The organism is Paraburkholderia hiiakae (assembly GCF_904848665.1).
Taxonomy (GTDB): domain Bacteria; phylum Pseudomonadota; class Gammaproteobacteria; order Burkholderiales; family Burkholderiaceae; genus Paraburkholderia; species Paraburkholderia hiiakae.
This window is the reverse complement of sequence record NZ_CAJHCQ010000002.1, coordinates 465,308-479,589: the sequence shown is the minus strand read 5'-3', so window position 1 is coordinate 479,589 and position 14,282 is coordinate 465,308. Positions and strand designations below refer to the sequence as shown.

Annotated in this window: 14 protein-coding genes; 11 read left to right on the top strand and 3 right to left on the bottom strand. The window is 64.3% G+C overall.

Annotated elements, in window-relative coordinates; translation table 11 throughout:
- The first annotated feature begins 508 nt into the window (after positions 1-508).
- The 10 genes from atzF (at position 509) to JMY28_RS06045 (ending at position 10,544) form a co-directional block, all read left to right on the top strand.
- Positions 509-2,347 (top strand): allophanate hydrolase, encoded by a 1,839-nt coding sequence (gene atzF / locus JMY28_RS06090; protein WP_201694982.1) that lies wholly within the window; start codon positions 509-511, stop codon positions 2,345-2,347.
- A 46-nt stretch (positions 2,348-2,393) separates the two neighbouring features.
- Positions 2,394-3,491 (top strand): BMP family ABC transporter substrate-binding protein, encoded by a 1,098-nt coding sequence (locus tag JMY28_RS06085; RefSeq protein WP_201694981.1) that lies wholly within the window; start codon positions 2,394-2,396, stop codon positions 3,489-3,491.
- Positions 3,492-3,521: 30 nt separating this feature from the next.
- Positions 3,522-4,676, top strand: a complete 1,155-nt coding sequence (locus JMY28_RS06080; protein WP_201694980.1) for an ABC transporter permease — start codon at positions 3,522-3,524, stop codon at positions 4,674-4,676.
- A complete protein-coding gene (locus JMY28_RS06075; RefSeq protein ID WP_201694979.1) occupies positions 4,669-5,595 on the top strand; it encodes an ABC transporter permease in 927 nt (308 codons plus the stop codon). Before JMY28_RS06080 ends, JMY28_RS06075 begins: the two co-directional genes overlap by 8 nt.
- A 72-nt stretch (positions 5,596-5,667) precedes the next feature.
- Positions 5,668-6,360 (top strand): biuret amidohydrolase, encoded by a 693-nt coding sequence (gene biuH, locus JMY28_RS06070; RefSeq protein ID WP_201694978.1) that lies wholly within the window; start codon positions 5,668-5,670, stop codon positions 6,358-6,360.
- A gap of 2 nt (positions 6,361-6,362) precedes the next feature.
- A complete protein-coding gene (locus tag JMY28_RS06065; protein WP_201694977.1) occupies positions 6,363-7,976 on the top strand; it encodes an ABC transporter ATP-binding protein in 1,614 nt (537 codons plus the stop codon).
- A gap of 44 nt (positions 7,977-8,020) precedes the next feature.
- The gene (locus JMY28_RS06060) at positions 8,021-8,683 is read left to right on the top strand and encodes a cysteine hydrolase family protein (protein ID WP_201694976.1); all 663 of its coding nucleotides are present in this window, start codon (positions 8,021-8,023) and stop codon (positions 8,681-8,683) included.
- 2 nt (positions 8,684-8,685) lie between these two features.
- The gene (hpxZ, locus tag JMY28_RS06055) at positions 8,686-9,114 is read left to right on the top strand and encodes an oxalurate catabolism protein HpxZ (protein WP_201695206.1); all 429 of its coding nucleotides are present in this window, start codon (positions 8,686-8,688) and stop codon (positions 9,112-9,114) included.
- Positions 9,115-9,171: 57 nt separating this feature from the next.
- Positions 9,172-9,909: a GntR family transcriptional regulator gene (locus JMY28_RS06050; protein ID WP_201694975.1), complete on the top strand. Its 738-nt coding sequence runs from the start codon at positions 9,172-9,174 to the stop codon at positions 9,907-9,909.
- Positions 9,910-10,289: 380 nt separating this feature from the next.
- Complete coding sequence (locus tag JMY28_RS06045; RefSeq protein ID WP_201694974.1) at positions 10,290-10,544, top strand: DUF4148 domain-containing protein; 255 nt, start codon at positions 10,290-10,292, stop codon at positions 10,542-10,544.
- Positions 10,545-10,669: 125 nt separating this feature from the next.
- On the opposite strand, the gene JMY28_RS06040 is transcribed toward JMY28_RS06045, so the two are convergent.
- On the bottom strand, positions 10,670-11,452 hold the full coding sequence (locus tag JMY28_RS06040; RefSeq protein ID WP_201694973.1) for a cyclase family protein: 783 nt from the start codon (positions 11,450-11,452) through the stop codon (positions 10,670-10,672).
- Positions 11,453-11,760: 308 nt separating this feature from the next.
- Here JMY28_RS06040 and JMY28_RS06035 point away from each other — a divergent pair, with 308 nt between their 5' ends.
- Positions 11,761-12,225 carry a MarR family winged helix-turn-helix transcriptional regulator gene (locus JMY28_RS06035; RefSeq protein WP_236596720.1) on the top strand — a complete coding sequence of 155 codons (465 nt, stop codon included), beginning with the start codon at positions 11,761-11,763 and terminating at the stop codon, positions 12,223-12,225.
- Between the two features lie 51 nt (positions 12,226-12,276).
- Here JMY28_RS06035 and JMY28_RS06030 read toward each other — a convergent pair whose 3' ends face one another.
- Positions 12,277-12,714 carry an acyl-CoA thioesterase gene (locus JMY28_RS06030; protein ID WP_201694971.1) on the bottom strand — a complete coding sequence of 146 codons (438 nt, stop codon included), beginning with the start codon at positions 12,712-12,714 and terminating at the stop codon, positions 12,277-12,279.
- A 49-nt stretch (positions 12,715-12,763) separates the two neighbouring features.
- Entirely contained in the window at positions 12,764-14,269 is a 1,506-nt protein-coding gene (locus JMY28_RS06025) for an indolepyruvate oxidoreductase subunit beta family protein (protein WP_201694970.1), read from the bottom strand.
- Positions 14,270-14,282: the final 13 nt, after the last annotated feature.

Below are 14,282 nucleotides of genomic sequence, written 5' to 3'. Positions count from 1 at the left end.
TTGGCAATCGGGCTTCATTGCGAACCGGTGCATCCAGTTCCGATGCAAACGAGAACCGCGAGACAACTTCGCAATTGAACGGTGACGATCCTGCGCGGCACGGACCTCGTCTTGTTCAACCGCTCGTGCGTTTCCTCTCAGCCTCGGCCGACGATTGCCTGATGCCCTCGGCCGCAAGCTGACGACAATCACCGTTAAGCGTTTCGATTTCGGCGAACGGGCCAGCCCATCAATGTTCGCGCTTCAGCCAGGGGGCGCCCGTTTCCCGACGCAGTGACCCCAGCGGTCACTGAAGGCACTTTGCAAGCTCCTGCACGATGTGCGGGATGCGTGCACCAGCGTGGCCACATTTGCGACCCATTCCGGATCAGGGCTGGATCAGGGCACGCACCCTGCCCGGCATCCACACCGCCTGAGCCCCTTGTCCTGCAAGCATCTCAGGCAACAATCGGGTTGATGGCACAGTTGCTGCTAGCTTGAGTCCAAACTTGTATTCAAGATTGGACTCATGTCTAAAGACACCCGTTTCAGAGTTCGTGCCCTGCTCGACTCCTATGCCCGTAAAAGCACGACGCCTCGCCAGGTCGTCGAGACGTTGCTCGCCCGTATCGCGGCCTCCAGTCGCCCGGAAGTCTGGTTGTCGCGTGCGAGCGAGGCCGACCTCGCCAGCCGCGTTGCCGCGCTCGAAGAAGCGTGCGCACGCCTCGGCGCAGCTGTGTTCGAGCGGATGCCGCTCTTTGGCGTCCCGTTCGCCGTGAAGGACAACATCGACGTCGCCGGTATGCCGACGACTGCTGCCTGCGACGCCTTCGCATACACGCCCCGCACATCGGCTTTTGCAGTCAGGCGACTGCTCGATGCGGGCGCCATCCTCGTCGGCAAGACAAATCTCGACCAGTTCGCCACAGGCCTCGTCGGCACGCGCTCGCCCTACGGCGCCGTGCGCCAGTTCGAATCCGATGCATACATCTCCGGTGGATCGAGTTCGGGTTCGGCGGTCGCGGTTGCAGCGGGGCTCGTTGCGTTTTCACTTGGCACGGACACCGCGGGTTCGGGGCGTGTTCCCGCCGGGTTCAACGAACTCGTGGGTCTCAAGCCAACGCCGGGCCTCGTGAGCAAGCGCGGCGTGGTTCCGGCATGCCGGAGCCTCGACTGCATATCGATCTTCGCGCACGACGCCGGCGACGCCTGGGAAGTCCTGTTGCAGATGGCGAAGTACGACGGAGAGGATGGCTATGCGCGCCGCGTGCCGTCACTTGGGCTGACCCATGCAGCGCTGCGCCTCGCCGTGCCGGAGCCGTTGACATTCTTCGGAGACACGCAGGCGCAGCAGGCCTTTGCTGCCACGCTCGACACGATTGCCACGCGCCTTGAACTGACGCCGGTACGCGTGCCGTTCGAACCCATGCAGCGCACCGCGGCTCTCCTCTACGACGGTCCATGGGTGGCAGAGCGGCGGGCGGCGCTCGGTTCGTTCTTCGAGGCCCATCGCGCCGATATCGATCCCGTTGTCGCCGCGGTCATTGCCAAAGCCGACGGCTACAGCGCCGTCGATGCGTTCAACGGCCAGTACGCACTCGCCGCGTTACGCCGGGAAGTCGAAGCGATGTTCGAGGAGATCGATGTCCTCATCGTGCCGACCACACCCACCCATCCGAGCTTCGATGACGTGCGCGCGGACCCGATTGGCGCGAACAGCCAGCTTGGCGTGTACACCAACTTCGTGAATCTGCTCGATCTGTGCGCGCTCGCCGTGCCCGGTGTGCGCCGGGCGGACGGTCTGCCCGCAGGGGTGACGCTGATCGCACCGGCGGGGGCTGACCAGCGGCTCGCCGTACTCGGTGCCCAGATCCAGGCGCTCTTCATGGCCCACGCAACATCCGACGATGACGCCAGCATCGCCGCGAGACCGCTGCCCTTCGAGGAGCCGACGGTGACGCTCGCCGTGGTCGGTGCGCATCTGCGCGGGCAGCCTCTCTGCTGGCAACTGCTCGAGGCTGGCGCGCGGTTCGTCCAGACAACCCACACCTCGTCGCAGTACCGGCTCTATGCGCTCGCGGGCACGATACCGGCCAAACCCGCGCTGGTGCGTACGCCGAACGAAGCAGGCCAGCCCATCGAAATCGAACTCTGGGAAGTGCCGCTGCGCAGCTTCGGCGCCTTTGTTGCGCGGGTGCCGGCGCCGCTTGGGATTGGCAGCGTGCAGACGACCGACGGGTTGACGGTCAAGGGCTTCATCTGCGAGCCCGCGGCTGTCGAGCCAGGAAGTGGCGCACGCGACATCACCGGGTTCGGCGGCTGGCGCGCATGGCTCGCCACCGCGGTTGAAGCACAAGATCCAGTTTAATACGCATGCCTAAATTTAACGAATCGAATTCATGAGGAGTCCAGCCATGACCAACCGACGCGATTTTCTCAAGGGCGCCGGCGCCCTCGCCCTCGGCAGCGCGTTCCCGTTCGACCTCGCCTTCGGTGCCGAACCGCTCACGGTCGGCGTGATCTACGTCGGCTCGCGCGGTGACTACGGCTACAACCAGGCCCAGGCGCAGGCGGCAGCCGTCATCAAGAAGCTGCCGAACGTGAAGGTCGTTGAGGAAGAGAACGTGCCCGAAACCGTCGCTGCGCAAAAGACGATGGAGGCGATGATCGAACAGGACGGCGCGACGCTGATCTTCGCGACCTCGTTCGGCTATTTCGATCCGCATGTGCTGAAGATGGCCGCCAAATACCCGAAGGTTCGCTTCGCACACTGCGGCGGTCTCTGGAAGAGCGGCAACCCGGCCAACATCTCGAGCTACTTTGGCTACATCGATGAATGCCAGTACCTGAGCGGCGTCGTGGCGGGCCACGCGAGCAAAACGAAGAAGCTCGGCTTCGTCGCGGCCAAGCCGATTCCGCAGGTCCTGCGCAACATCAACTCGTTCACGCTGGGCGCGCAATCGGTCGATCCGTCGATCACCACGCATGTGATCTTCACGGGCGACTGGTCGATGCCGGTGAAGGAGGCGGAAGCCGCAAACAGCCTCGTCGATCAGGGTTGCGATGTCCTCACGTGCCACGTGGATGGGCCGAAAGTCGTGATCGAGACGGCCGAGAAACGCGGCGCCATGAGCTGCGGTTACCACGCAAGCCAGGCGGCGCTCGCGCCGAAGGGCTATCTGACCGGCGCCGAATGGGACTGGGCAACGCCCTACAAGCTGCTCGTCGCCAACGCGCAGGCAGGCAAGCCGCAGCCCAACATCCTTCGTGGCGGCCTGCGCGAAGGCTTCGTGAAGATGTCGCCCTATGGCGCGAAGGTGACCCCGGATGCCCGTTCCAATGCCGACGGCGTCAAGGCGAAGATGGTCGCGGGCGACTACGTGATCTTCAAGGGGCCGATGAAGGACAACAAGGGCGGCAGCGCCATTGCGTCCGGCACGAGCTACGCGCAAACCGATATCGCGCTCGAGAGCATGAACTATCTGGTTGCCGGTGTGGTTGGCCAGATCTGAGGAACGCTTGCGTCCTCACCAGGAGTTGTGATGTCCATTTCCCTTTCGCCTGTTCACGGGCGGCCGCGAAGACTGCCCGCAGGCGTTGCGCGCCTGCTCCTTGCCGTATTGCCCGCGTTGCCGACGCTATGCGCCATCGCAGCCACGCTGGTGCTGTTCGGCGCGTTCCTGCTCGTCCAGGGGCAGCCCGCCGTCGAGGCCCTGGGCCTCATTGTCCAGGGCGCTTTCGGCTCGTCGTTCGCATGGCAGAACACCTTGCTGCGCGCCGCGCCGCTCATGCTGACTGCACTGTGCGTCGCGCTGCCCGCCCAGGTCGGCCTGATCGTGATCGGCGGTGAAGGTGCGCTCGCGCTCGGCGGGCTCGCAGCGGCCGTCGTGCCGCAATGCCTGCCGCACGCGACGCCCTGGCTCATTGCCACGCCCTTGATGGCCATCGCCGGCATGCTCGCGGGCGGCCTGTGGATCAGTGCGGTGGGCGCGATGCGTCAATGGCGCGGCGTCAATGAGACCATCAGCAGCCTGCTGATGTCGTATATCGCCATCGCCGTTTTCAAGTTTCTGGTCGAAGGGCCGCTGCGCGATCCCGCGAGCCTCAACAAGCCGTCGACGCTGCCCATCCCCGACGCCGTCGCCATCGGCTCGCTGCCGGGTCTCGACGTGCACTGGGGGCTTTTCTGGGGCGCGCTCGCGTGTCTCGCCGCCTGGGTGCTCGTGCGTCACAGCACACTGGGCTTTGCGATGCGCGTAACGGGCGGCAACGTGCGAGCGGCGCGCCTCGTGGGTCTGCCTGTGGGCGGGCTCGCGCTCGCCGCCTGCGCGCTCGGCGGCGCATCGGCAGGACTTGCCGGGATGTTCGAAGTGGCGGCCGTACAAGGCAGCGCGAATGCATCGCTGCTTTCGGGCTACGGCTACGCAGGCATCCTGGTCGCGTTCGCGGCGCGCCAGAATCCGTTCGCCGTGATCGTCTGCGCGCTGATGGTCGGCGGCATCGAGGCGAGCGGCAGTCTGCTGCAACGCCGCCTCGACCTGCCCGACGCCGCCACGCTCGTGCTGCAGGGCCTGCTTTTCGCAAATCTGCTCGCCTGGGAGGCGCTTGCTCCTCGCCTCGCTGCCTGGCGCGTGAAGCTGCAGGCCGCCGCGCTCGACGCCTCTTCCGTTTCGCTGGAGCGTACACACCATGTCTGACTTTCACTCTCCCGCTGCGGTGCTGCTGCTTTCGCTATTCGCGGGAGCCATCCGCGTAAGCACGCCCTATCTGTTCGTGAGCCTCGGCGAGTGCCTGACCGAGAAAGGCGGACGCGTGAATCTCGGCCTCGAAGGGATTCTCGTCTGCGGCGCCATGTGCGGGTACGCGGGCTCGTATCTCTCCGGGTCGCCGTGGATCGGCGTGCTCGCGGCGGCGGCGGCCGGTCTCGTGCTCGGCTGCCTGCACGGTCTCGTCTGCTCGCTGCCGCGTGTTTCCGACATCGCATTCGGCATCGCGCTCATGCTGTTCGGCACCGGCCTCGCGTTCTATCTCGGCAAGCCGTTCATCGAGCCGCAGGCGCCGATGCTCCCCTCGATCGACCTCGGCGCGTGGGCTACCTCGCCGCAGGTACACAACGCGCTGCACATCAACCTGCTCTTCGTGATTGGCGTCGTGCTTGCCGTCGCCCTGCAGTGGGGCCTGCGCTCGATGCGCTGGGGCATGACGCTGCGACTCGTGGGCGAGAACGCCGAGAGCGCCCGCGCCATGGGCTACCCGGTCACGCGCGTGCGCGTCCTCGCTACGGCGGTGGGCGGCCTCTTTGCGGGCGTGGGCGGCGCCTATCTCTCGCTCGTCTATCCCGGCAGCTGGAACGAGGGACTGTCGAGCGGACAGGGCCTCATGGCCGTCGCGCTCGTGATCTTCGCGCGCTGGCAGCCGCTGCGCTGTCTCTGGGCTGCGCTGCTGTTCGGCGCCGCCGGCGCGCTCGGGCCCGCCCTCCAGGCAATCGGCGTGACGAGCGGCTACTACCTCTTCAACGCCGCGCCTTACGTGCTGACGCTCGCGCTCATGATCGTCAACTGCCGCCCGGACCGCACGCTGGCGGGCGCACCGGGCGAACTGAGCCTCACGCGCTAGGCGCGGACACCCGCACGACTGACCGAATCCAGAATCGCGTGCGCGCCTCATGCACACGCACGGAGAATCACCATGACTCGCTACATCGAAGCCCGCCCTTACCCTTGGCCCTACAACGGCGACCTGCGCCCAGACAACACGGCGCTCGTCATCATCGACATGCAGACCGACTTCTGCGGCTACGGCGGTTATGTCGACAAGATGGGCTACGACCTCTCGCTCACCCGCGCCCCGATCGAGCCGATCAAGCGGGTATTGGGCCTCATGCGCGAACTCGGCTTCACGATCATCCACACGCGCGAAGGGCATCGCCCGGACCTGTCCGACCTGCCCGCCAACAAGCGCTGGCGCAGCCGCCAGGCGGGCACGAATGGCGTCGGCATCGGCGACATCGGACCATGCGGGCGCATTCTCGTGCGCGGCGAACCGGGCTGGGAGATCATCGACGAGCTGGCGCCGCTGCCCGGCGAAATCATCATCGACAAGCCCGGCAAGGGCTCGTTCTGCGCGACGGACCTCGAGCTGATCCTGCACACGCGCGGCATTGCCAACCTCGTGCTCACCGGCATCACGACCGACGTGTGCGTCCACACGACCATGCGCGAGGCGAATGACCGCGGTTTCGAATGCACCCTCCTCGCAGACTGCTGCGGTGCGACCGACAAGGGCAATCACGACGCTGCGCTCAACATGGTCCTGATGCAGGGCGGCGTGTTCGGCACGGTCTCCGGGTCGGCGGCGCTCGTCGCCGCCCTGGAGCGCTGATCATGGCTACCGCGACGCAAGCGCTCGGCGTCGAGGTGATCGGCGCAAGCAAGTCATTCGGTGCGTTCCGCGCACTCGACGACGTCACGATCAAGGTGGCGCCCGGAACCGTCCACGCCCTGCTGGGGGAAAACGGCGCGGGCAAGAGCACGCTCGTGAAAGGGCTCGTGGGCTATGGCGTGCTCGATCACGGCGCGATCCTGGCCGACGGGCGCGAAGTGCATATTGCGTCTCCGCGCGATGCCCAGGCGCTCGGCATCGGCATGGTCTACCAGCACTTCACACTGGCGGCCGGGCTGACCGTCGAAGAGAACCTGGTCCTTGCGCGCGGCAAGTTGCCCTGGAGGAGCGACTGGGCGGCGGAGCGCACCGCGCTCGAAGCGTTCATGCGGCGCATGCCGTTTCGCCTCGATCCTGGCGCGCCGGTGTCGTCTCTCGCTGCCGGAGAAAAACAGAAACTCGAAATCCTCAAGCAGCTGTATCTGGAACAACGCTTCCTGATCCTCGATGAGCCGACGTCGGTGCTCACCCCTCAGGAAGCCGACGAAGTGCTCGGCCTGATGCGCACGCTTGCCTCGCGTGGCGACCTCACGGTATTGATGATCACGCACAAGTTCCGCGAGGTGATGGCTTATGCGGACAACGTGACCGTGCTTCGCAAGGGGCGCTTCGTCGCTACCTGCGCCGTTGCCGACACCGACCGCGACCAGCTGGCCGCCTGGATGATGGGCAGCGACGCGACCCTCGAAGCGCGTGAGGGTGTCGCCGAAGACGCTGGCGAGGCGCGGCCCGCGCGCCTGACTCCCTCACCTGACGCCCCGGTACGGCTCGCGCTGTCGTGCCTTTCGGTCGTTGACGACCGCGGGCACGCCGCCGTACGGGAAGCTTCGATCTCGATCCGGGCGGGAGAAATTCTCGGGCTCGCAGGCGTCTCCGGCAACGGGCAGAAGGAACTGATCGAAGCGCTCGTTGGCCAGCGCAAGGTCGAGTCGGGTGAGATGCGCGTAGAGGGCGCGCCCTATGCCGCGACGCGCGAAGCCATGACCCGCCTGAGGGTGTTCGCCCTTCCGGAGGAGCCGCTGCGCAATGCCTGCGTCGCGGGGATGAGCGTGGCGGAGAACATGGCACTTCGCGATTTCGATCGCGCACCGCTGCGGCGCTGGGGATGGTGGCTTGACCGTCGCGCCATGCGCGCACGCGCCGAACGGTTGATCGCCGAATTCAACGTGCGGCCGCCGCTGCCCGAGCGTGCCATCGGCACGCTTTCCGGCGGCAATGTACAGCGCGCCGTACTCGCACGCGAACTCGGTCAGGAAGTGAACGTCCTGATCGTCGCGAATCCGGTCTTCGGACTCGACTTTGCCTCTGTGGCCGATATTCATGCCCGTATTCTCGCTGCGCGCGATGCCGGCGCGGCTGTCCTGCTCGTGAGCGAAGACCTCGACGAACTCCTGGAACTCGCTGACCGTATCGTCGTGATGGCCGAAGGCCGCCTCGTGTATGAGACGGCGGCAGGCGTTGCGGACCGCGTGGTGCTCGGGCGTCACATGGCAGGTCACGGTGATGAAGGCAAGCCGCAGGCGGCCGAGCCGGTCGTGCTGCACGCCAGCGCCTGAGCGGACACTCGAACCACGCTCAACACAAAGGGAGAAGGACAGCGATGACAACCATCGTCCGCGCGAAGCCCGCGCCGTTCACATTCGATGCGCGTCACACGGCACTCGTCATCATCGACATGCAACGCGACTTCATCGAGCCGGGTGGCTTTGGCGAGGCGCTCGGCAACGACGTGTCGCTGCTTTCCGGCATCGTGCCAACGGTCGCGCGGCTGCTCGCCCACGCACGTTCAGCGGGCTGGCAGGTCGTGCACACGCGTGAATCGCACGCACCTGATCTTTCCGATTGCCCACCCGCCAAACTTCTGCGCGGCACGCCGAATGCGCGTATCGGCGACGAAGGGCCGATGGGCCGCATCCTGATTCGCGGCGAACCCGGCAATGCGATCATCGATTCGCTGAGGCCACTCGACGGCGAACTCGTCATCGACAAACCCGGCAAAGGCGCTTTCTACGCCACGCGCCTTGGCGAGGAGCTGGCGATGCGAGACATCACGCACCTCGTGTTCGCGGGCGTGACAACGGAGGTCTGTGTACAAACCTCAATGCGCGAAGCCAACGATCGAGGCTATGAGTGCTTGCTGATCGAGGATGCGACGGCGAGCTACATCCCCGCGTTTCGCGAGGCCACGATTGCGATGATTCATTCGCAGGGCGGTATCATCGGCTGGACCGCGCCGCTCGACGCCCTGCTGGAGGCGCACTGATGATGCTGGAAGTGAACCGTGCCGAGGTCGTCGCGCAGGTGGCGGCGGCTTTCGAGGCTTACGAGCGCGCGCTCGTCGACAACGACATCGAGACGATGAACGCGCTGTTCTGGGACGCGCCCGAGACGGTGCGCTATGGCATCGCCGAAATCCAGCATGGCGGCGAAGCGATCCGCCGCTGGCGGGAGACCTGTGTGGCCGTGCCGCGCTCAAGACGCCTGCATCGCACCGTTGTGACGACGTTCGGCGCGGACTATGCGACGGTAAGCACCGAGTTCACGAGCGACGCCACGCCATTGACAGGCCGCCAGATGCAGACCTGGGCGCGGCTGCTCAAGCCGGACGATGCTTTCGGCGGCTGGATGATCGTGGCGGCGCACGTCAGCCTCATCGAGCCCATCCAGGCGCGGATAATAACGAACCGGCCTTAGTCGCCCGGCGTCACACGGCCGCACCGCAAAACTTTCGACGTTTTCTACACCCGACTCATGAACGACTTGCCCGAAGCGGCCGCGGAGGCCTCCACAGCAACTGGCGCGAAGGTGGTCTATAGCGCGAATCCGCTTGCAGAACAGGTGTATCAGCTGATCAAGCAGGACATCTTCAACTTTCGCCTGTTTCCTGGCGACCGCTTCTCCGAAAACGACATCGCCCAGCATTACGGCGTGTCGCGCACACCGGTGCGCGACGCGCTGTTCCGCCTGCTGCGCGAAGGGTATCTCGAGGTGGGGTTCCGGCGCGGCTGGAAAGTTTGCGATATCGACTTCAACCGGCTCGACCAGCTCTACGACTTGCGTATCGTACTCGAGCTGGCGGCGATCGAGCGGCTCTCCGCGGTCCCTCACAACGCCATGGACGAACTGCGGGCCGTGTGGTGCGTCGAGGAAGGCGAGCGCCAAAGCGATCCGGCCGCGATGTTCGTTCTGGACGAGGGTTTTCATCGCGGCCTCGTGAGCGCTGCCGGCAACGACGAAATGCTGCGCGTGCACAACGAGGTGACCGAACGCATCCGTATCGTGCGACGGCTCGATTTTCTCAAGGCGCATCGCACGAGCGCGACTTACGACGAGCATTCGACGATGCTCAACCTCATCGATCGCGGGAAGTTTGCCGAAGCGAGCATCCTGCTGCGCGCTCACATTACGCAAAGCAAGCTGGAAGTGAGAAAGATCACCCTGTCGATGCTCGCGACTGCGCGCGATGAGAAGTTGCCGTTCATAGGCTAGTTCTGCGCTGCGTGTCTGACGATGTCGCTTACGGGACTGACCCGTGCGCCCCAAGGCATTCACTATCGTGCCCACTGTCCTCGCTTGCCATCTGTTCCTGACGTTGTTCGTCGCATGCGGCCACAAAGGAAACTTCGTCCAACGCGTTGCCGTGACATTCAGGCGGCGGCTTCGCCCAATAAACGGCCACTTGACCAGGTTCGCTCCCATCCTTCCACCCCGTGCTCATAAGCGAGCGACGCAGCAGCATGACGAGGCTTCAACAATGCTTGCCGTTCGCCTCACTAATTGTCAGGTGAAACGCCTCGCGCAATACCCCTGGCGAGTCGCCCGGTAGCGACTAGAATGTGACTGTGCCGCCCCTTTTCGGAGGACACGTCATGAAGATCGAAACCCGGTGCGTGCTGGGCGTTCTGCTTGGCATGGCGGGAGTCATTTCCGCGAATGCACAAACATCCCTGGCGTCGCAATATCAGTCGGCACCCCTGGCTCGCGCGGACGTCCAGTCTGACCTTGTCGCCTGGCGCGCCGCAGGATTCAAACCGCCCATCAACTTCGAGCACTACCCCGCCAACGCCCAGGAAGCGGGACGAATCGTGGCGGAACGGCGAGCGAATTCGCCTGGTCAGCAGTAGCGGGAACAAATAAACGCTTCGTGCGATACCCTGCAAGCGCCCTCGCCTGCAACACTCGTCCTTCGTGATGCGACGCTGCCTTGCCCGGCCGCGTCGCCCACCACACAGATTCTTCTCCCAGACGCTCAACGGCCGGGTACCAGCGCGATTACGCGAAGTGGACTCCCGGAGCCGCCCTGTATCTTCAAAGGTGCGGCCAGAATCATCGCGCCAGTTGGCGGCAATTCGTCGAGATTATTCAGGCACTGCAACCCGTAACGATTGGCGCCGTGCATCAGCGTATGGCACGGGTATGGGACCGGCCAGGCATAGGACTGGCCAGCGTCCGTGTTGATCGTTTCAACGCCAAAGCCGTGCACGTTCCGCTCGTGAATTAGCCACTCCACTGCCTCTTGCGTCGGCCCCGGCGTATGCGCGCCATCCTCCCGAAAGTTGACGAACTCCGCAGGATCCGTACGTTTGGACCAATCGGTGCGGAACAACACCCATGCGGATGCAGGTATCTGGCCGTGCCGCGACTCCCACTGTTCCAGGAATGCCTTCGTGAGTAGCCAGTCGGGATTGGCCGCCACTTCCGTGCTGGCGTCAATCACGACTGCCGGCGCAATGAAATTCTTCACGTCAATCGTATCGACTGAGTTGTGTGCGTGATCCTTGCCGGTAACCCAATGGACCGGAGCATCAAAGTGCGTTCCGGTGTGTTCGCCACAAGAGAAATTGTTCCAGTACCAACCGGGACCCTTCTCGTCGTAGCGACTGATCTGTTCCATTTTGAACGACCATACTTGCCCGAATTCAGGCGGCAACTGCAAGGCGGGAAAATCAGGCGAAAGCGTATGCGTCAGATCGACCGTACGAATCCCGCCGAGGGTAAGTTCGCGAGTGAGTTGATTGAGAATCGTCGTCATATTACCTGTCGTCTCCGTGATTTGTGGACAACCGTCATTGGCTTCGGCAAAGCCGCCGTAGCTTGCGTATTGCTGATGCTGCTGACAAAAATATCGTAGTGCCAACTCTAAAAAAACTTACTCCCGCGCATTCATCACGTTTTCCGGACCGCCGAATCCGATCCAGAATCGTACTTAACCCGACTGGGCCGCTGCGGGTATCGCACATGTGTTGGCGCCTGTCATCCGTGAGCCGTTCTGTCTCTCGTCGAGATGACTTTCCGTGCTATGGTTGCCATTCCTTCTCTCCATCTCAGGCCACTTCAGCTGTGCATACCAAACGTTCGACCGCGTCCCCGGCACGGGCTTTTGTTGAGGACTACACGCCAGCGCTGCTCGCACAGGTCAGTCAACTCATCTCCGGCGAATTTCACGCTATCGTGCAGGCCAACGGGTTCGAGATCTCCGACTGGCGGGTTCTGTCCACCCTTTCCGACGGCAAGCCCATCAGCATTGGCCGCCTGGCGCAAGTCTCCGTCACCAAACAACCCACGGTCACGCGGTTGCTGGACCGCCTCGAGGCGCAGGAATACGTCGAACGCCTGCCCCACGAGACCGACCGGCGCGTGACGCTCGTTCGCATCACGCCGCAAGGGCAGCATCTCGTTTCGGCGTTGATCGAACAAGCCAGGGCACACGAAGAGCACGTCCTCGCGCCCCTCGGCAAGCAAAGAGCCGAGGAACTGAGAGCAACCCTGCGGCTGTTGATCGAGTTGCATCGTACGGAAGTTTGAGCGCCAGACTGGTCCAGCAGCCGCTGCCCGGTATTCTCCGCACTGCAATCGTCAAACAGGCACCCTCGCGCCGGAACCTTCGCGTTCGATCGCTGCACGCAGGTCCTCCGGAATAACAACCGACCGATGCGTGTCGAGCGAAGTCGTCACGATGACCTGCGTCGCCACCATCCGGACGTCGCCGTCCACGCCAGCACACTGCCACGCGAGGGTAAGCGAACGCTCCCCCTTCCGCACGACTTCGAGCGAGAGCCACACCTGGTCGCCCATGCGGCTGACCGCCTTGAAATCGACTTCCAGATGCACGGTCGGCAAGCCGATCCTGCGCTCCACGATCACGCCGTGATACCCCGAAGGCAGCAACTCGTCGATCCATGTTTCGATCAGATCGTTGAATAGCACGAAGTATTGCGGGTAGAAGACGATGCCAGCAGGATCGCACTCGGAAAAGTGGATCTTGTGCCGGCGTCTGAATGAAACGTTGCTCATATTGCATGCCTGCATGATGATTCGCTGTACCGATTTGTCTGCGCCTCGCTCAGGCCAACGCGTGCCGCGCGAGTGCCGCCTGAAGCTTTTTCCCGTGCTCGTCGGCTAGCGCCGCCTCGCGCAGCTCACGCAGCGTGGCGGGCGCCAGCAACGCGCCCGCACGGACCACGGCGGCCATCACCTTTTCATAGTTCGCCAACCCGCGTGCGTGCGTGTCGCTGTAGCCCTTGACGAGCCGCTGACATTGCGCCACCTCAACGGCAAGCGCCGGGTTGCGCTGTGCCGTGTCGAGCACCTGCCGCAGCCACTGTTCGATGCGCGCGTTTTCCATCTGATAGCGCAGCGTGACGCGCCGCCAGCGCCGCATGCGCGATACCGCATAAAGCATCACGTACCCGCGCAGCGAACTGGTGGTCACCACCCGGCCCGAGCGCGTGACGCGACGCACGAGGCGATGCACCCAGTGCGGACGCATCAGCCAGCGACCGATCGAGGCAGGCAGCGTCTCGCAGATTTCCTCGAGACGCGGATGCATGAACTCATTGATCGCCAGAAGTTGATCCGCTTTCGCGCGCACTTCGTCGCGTACCCGCTCGAAGCGTGAGCCCCGCGTCTTGAGGTCGGCCACGCGGATCGTGTCCTCATACGACATCCACAGCGCCAGATGGCGCGCCGTCTCGCGCAAGAGTGTGACGTCCTGCTGCTTGAGCGCGCGCTGCATGTCGGCTAGGCGATCGAGATAGAGGCCTGCATAGTCGGGGTCCTGATAATCGATCAGGCGGCGCACGCCCTCCATCGCGAGTTGCTGCATCCCGGCGGGGAACTGGGTACGAACGCGTTCGACGAGCGCCACCACCTCTGCGTTGCGTGGCTTCGCTTCGATGCCGGCGGTCGCGGATTCTTCGGCTTCGCCTGCAGGGTGTCCGCTATCGTTCGCCTTCACGAACGCCATGCCGAACGCGCTCAGGCTTGGCTTCACGCCAACGCCGCCACGCTCGATGGTCGCCTCGAACTGCTCGCGGCTGAACGGCAGCACGCCCGTGCCAGCCAGTGCGCCGAACAGCACCGCGCTGATCACACTGCCGGAGGCTTCGGCCGCACGAGCCATATCGAAGCGCACGAAGCGCTTCGCCGCCTTGCCGGCATGCGCGATCAACGCGTCGCTATCCACCAGGCCGTCGCCCATTGCCGTCTTCTCGGCAATCGAATAGACGCGATGCGTGGAAGCTACGAGCGTCGTGCGCTCAGGCGTTACGAGACCTCGCTGCACCGCGCGTCCGGCCTCCATCAGTTCGGAGGCGAGCACGACGTCGACGTCGCCGGGCAGTGGCATCAGCGCGAGCACCGGCTGGCGGCCGGCGCGCTCCGCGATTTCCCGTGGGAACAGTTCGACGTAATAGATGGTCGCGCCGGTGCGTTGCGCGACGCCGGGCACTGACGTGGTCTGCGCGTAGTAGCCGTTGTGCTCGCCGAGGTCGACGATCCAGTCGGCGAGCACGCCGCCGCCCTCGCCGCCCATGGCGAGAATGGCGATCTTGATCGGTTGGACTTTCATGATTGAACTCTTG

Coding starts and splice junctions, on each gene's coding strand:
- biuH (WP_201694978.1), top strand. CDS start 5,668: ATGACTCGCTACATCGAAGCCCGCCCTTACCCTTGGCCCTACAACGGC.
- JMY28_RS06085 (WP_201694981.1), top strand. CDS start 2,394: ATGACCAACCGACGCGATTTTCTCAAGGGCGCCGGCGCCCTCGCCCTC.
- JMY28_RS06080 (WP_201694980.1), top strand. CDS start 3,522: ATGTCCATTTCCCTTTCGCCTGTTCACGGGCGGCCGCGAAGACTGCCC.
- JMY28_RS06040 (WP_201694973.1), bottom strand. CDS start 11,452: ATGACGACGATTCTCAATCAACTCACTCGCGAACTTACCCTCGGCGGG.
- JMY28_RS06045 (WP_201694974.1), top strand. CDS start 10,290: ATGAAGATCGAAACCCGGTGCGTGCTGGGCGTTCTGCTTGGCATGGCG.
- JMY28_RS06075 (WP_201694979.1), top strand. CDS start 4,669: ATGTCTGACTTTCACTCTCCCGCTGCGGTGCTGCTGCTTTCGCTATTC.
- JMY28_RS06065 (WP_201694977.1), top strand. CDS start 6,363: ATGGCTACCGCGACGCAAGCGCTCGGCGTCGAGGTGATCGGCGCAAGC.
- JMY28_RS06030 (WP_201694971.1), bottom strand. CDS start 12,714: ATGAGCAACGTTTCATTCAGACGCCGGCACAAGATCCACTTTTCCGAG.
- JMY28_RS06060 (WP_201694976.1), top strand. CDS start 8,021: ATGACAACCATCGTCCGCGCGAAGCCCGCGCCGTTCACATTCGATGCG.
- JMY28_RS06025 (WP_201694970.1), bottom strand. CDS start 14,269: ATGAAAGTCCAACCGATCAAGATCGCCATTCTCGCCATGGGCGGCGAG.
- atzF (WP_201694982.1), top strand. CDS start 509: ATGTCTAAAGACACCCGTTTCAGAGTTCGTGCCCTGCTCGACTCCTAT.
- JMY28_RS06050 (WP_201694975.1), top strand. CDS start 9,172: ATGAACGACTTGCCCGAAGCGGCCGCGGAGGCCTCCACAGCAACTGGC.
- hpxZ (WP_201695206.1), top strand. CDS start 8,686: ATGCTGGAAGTGAACCGTGCCGAGGTCGTCGCGCAGGTGGCGGCGGCT.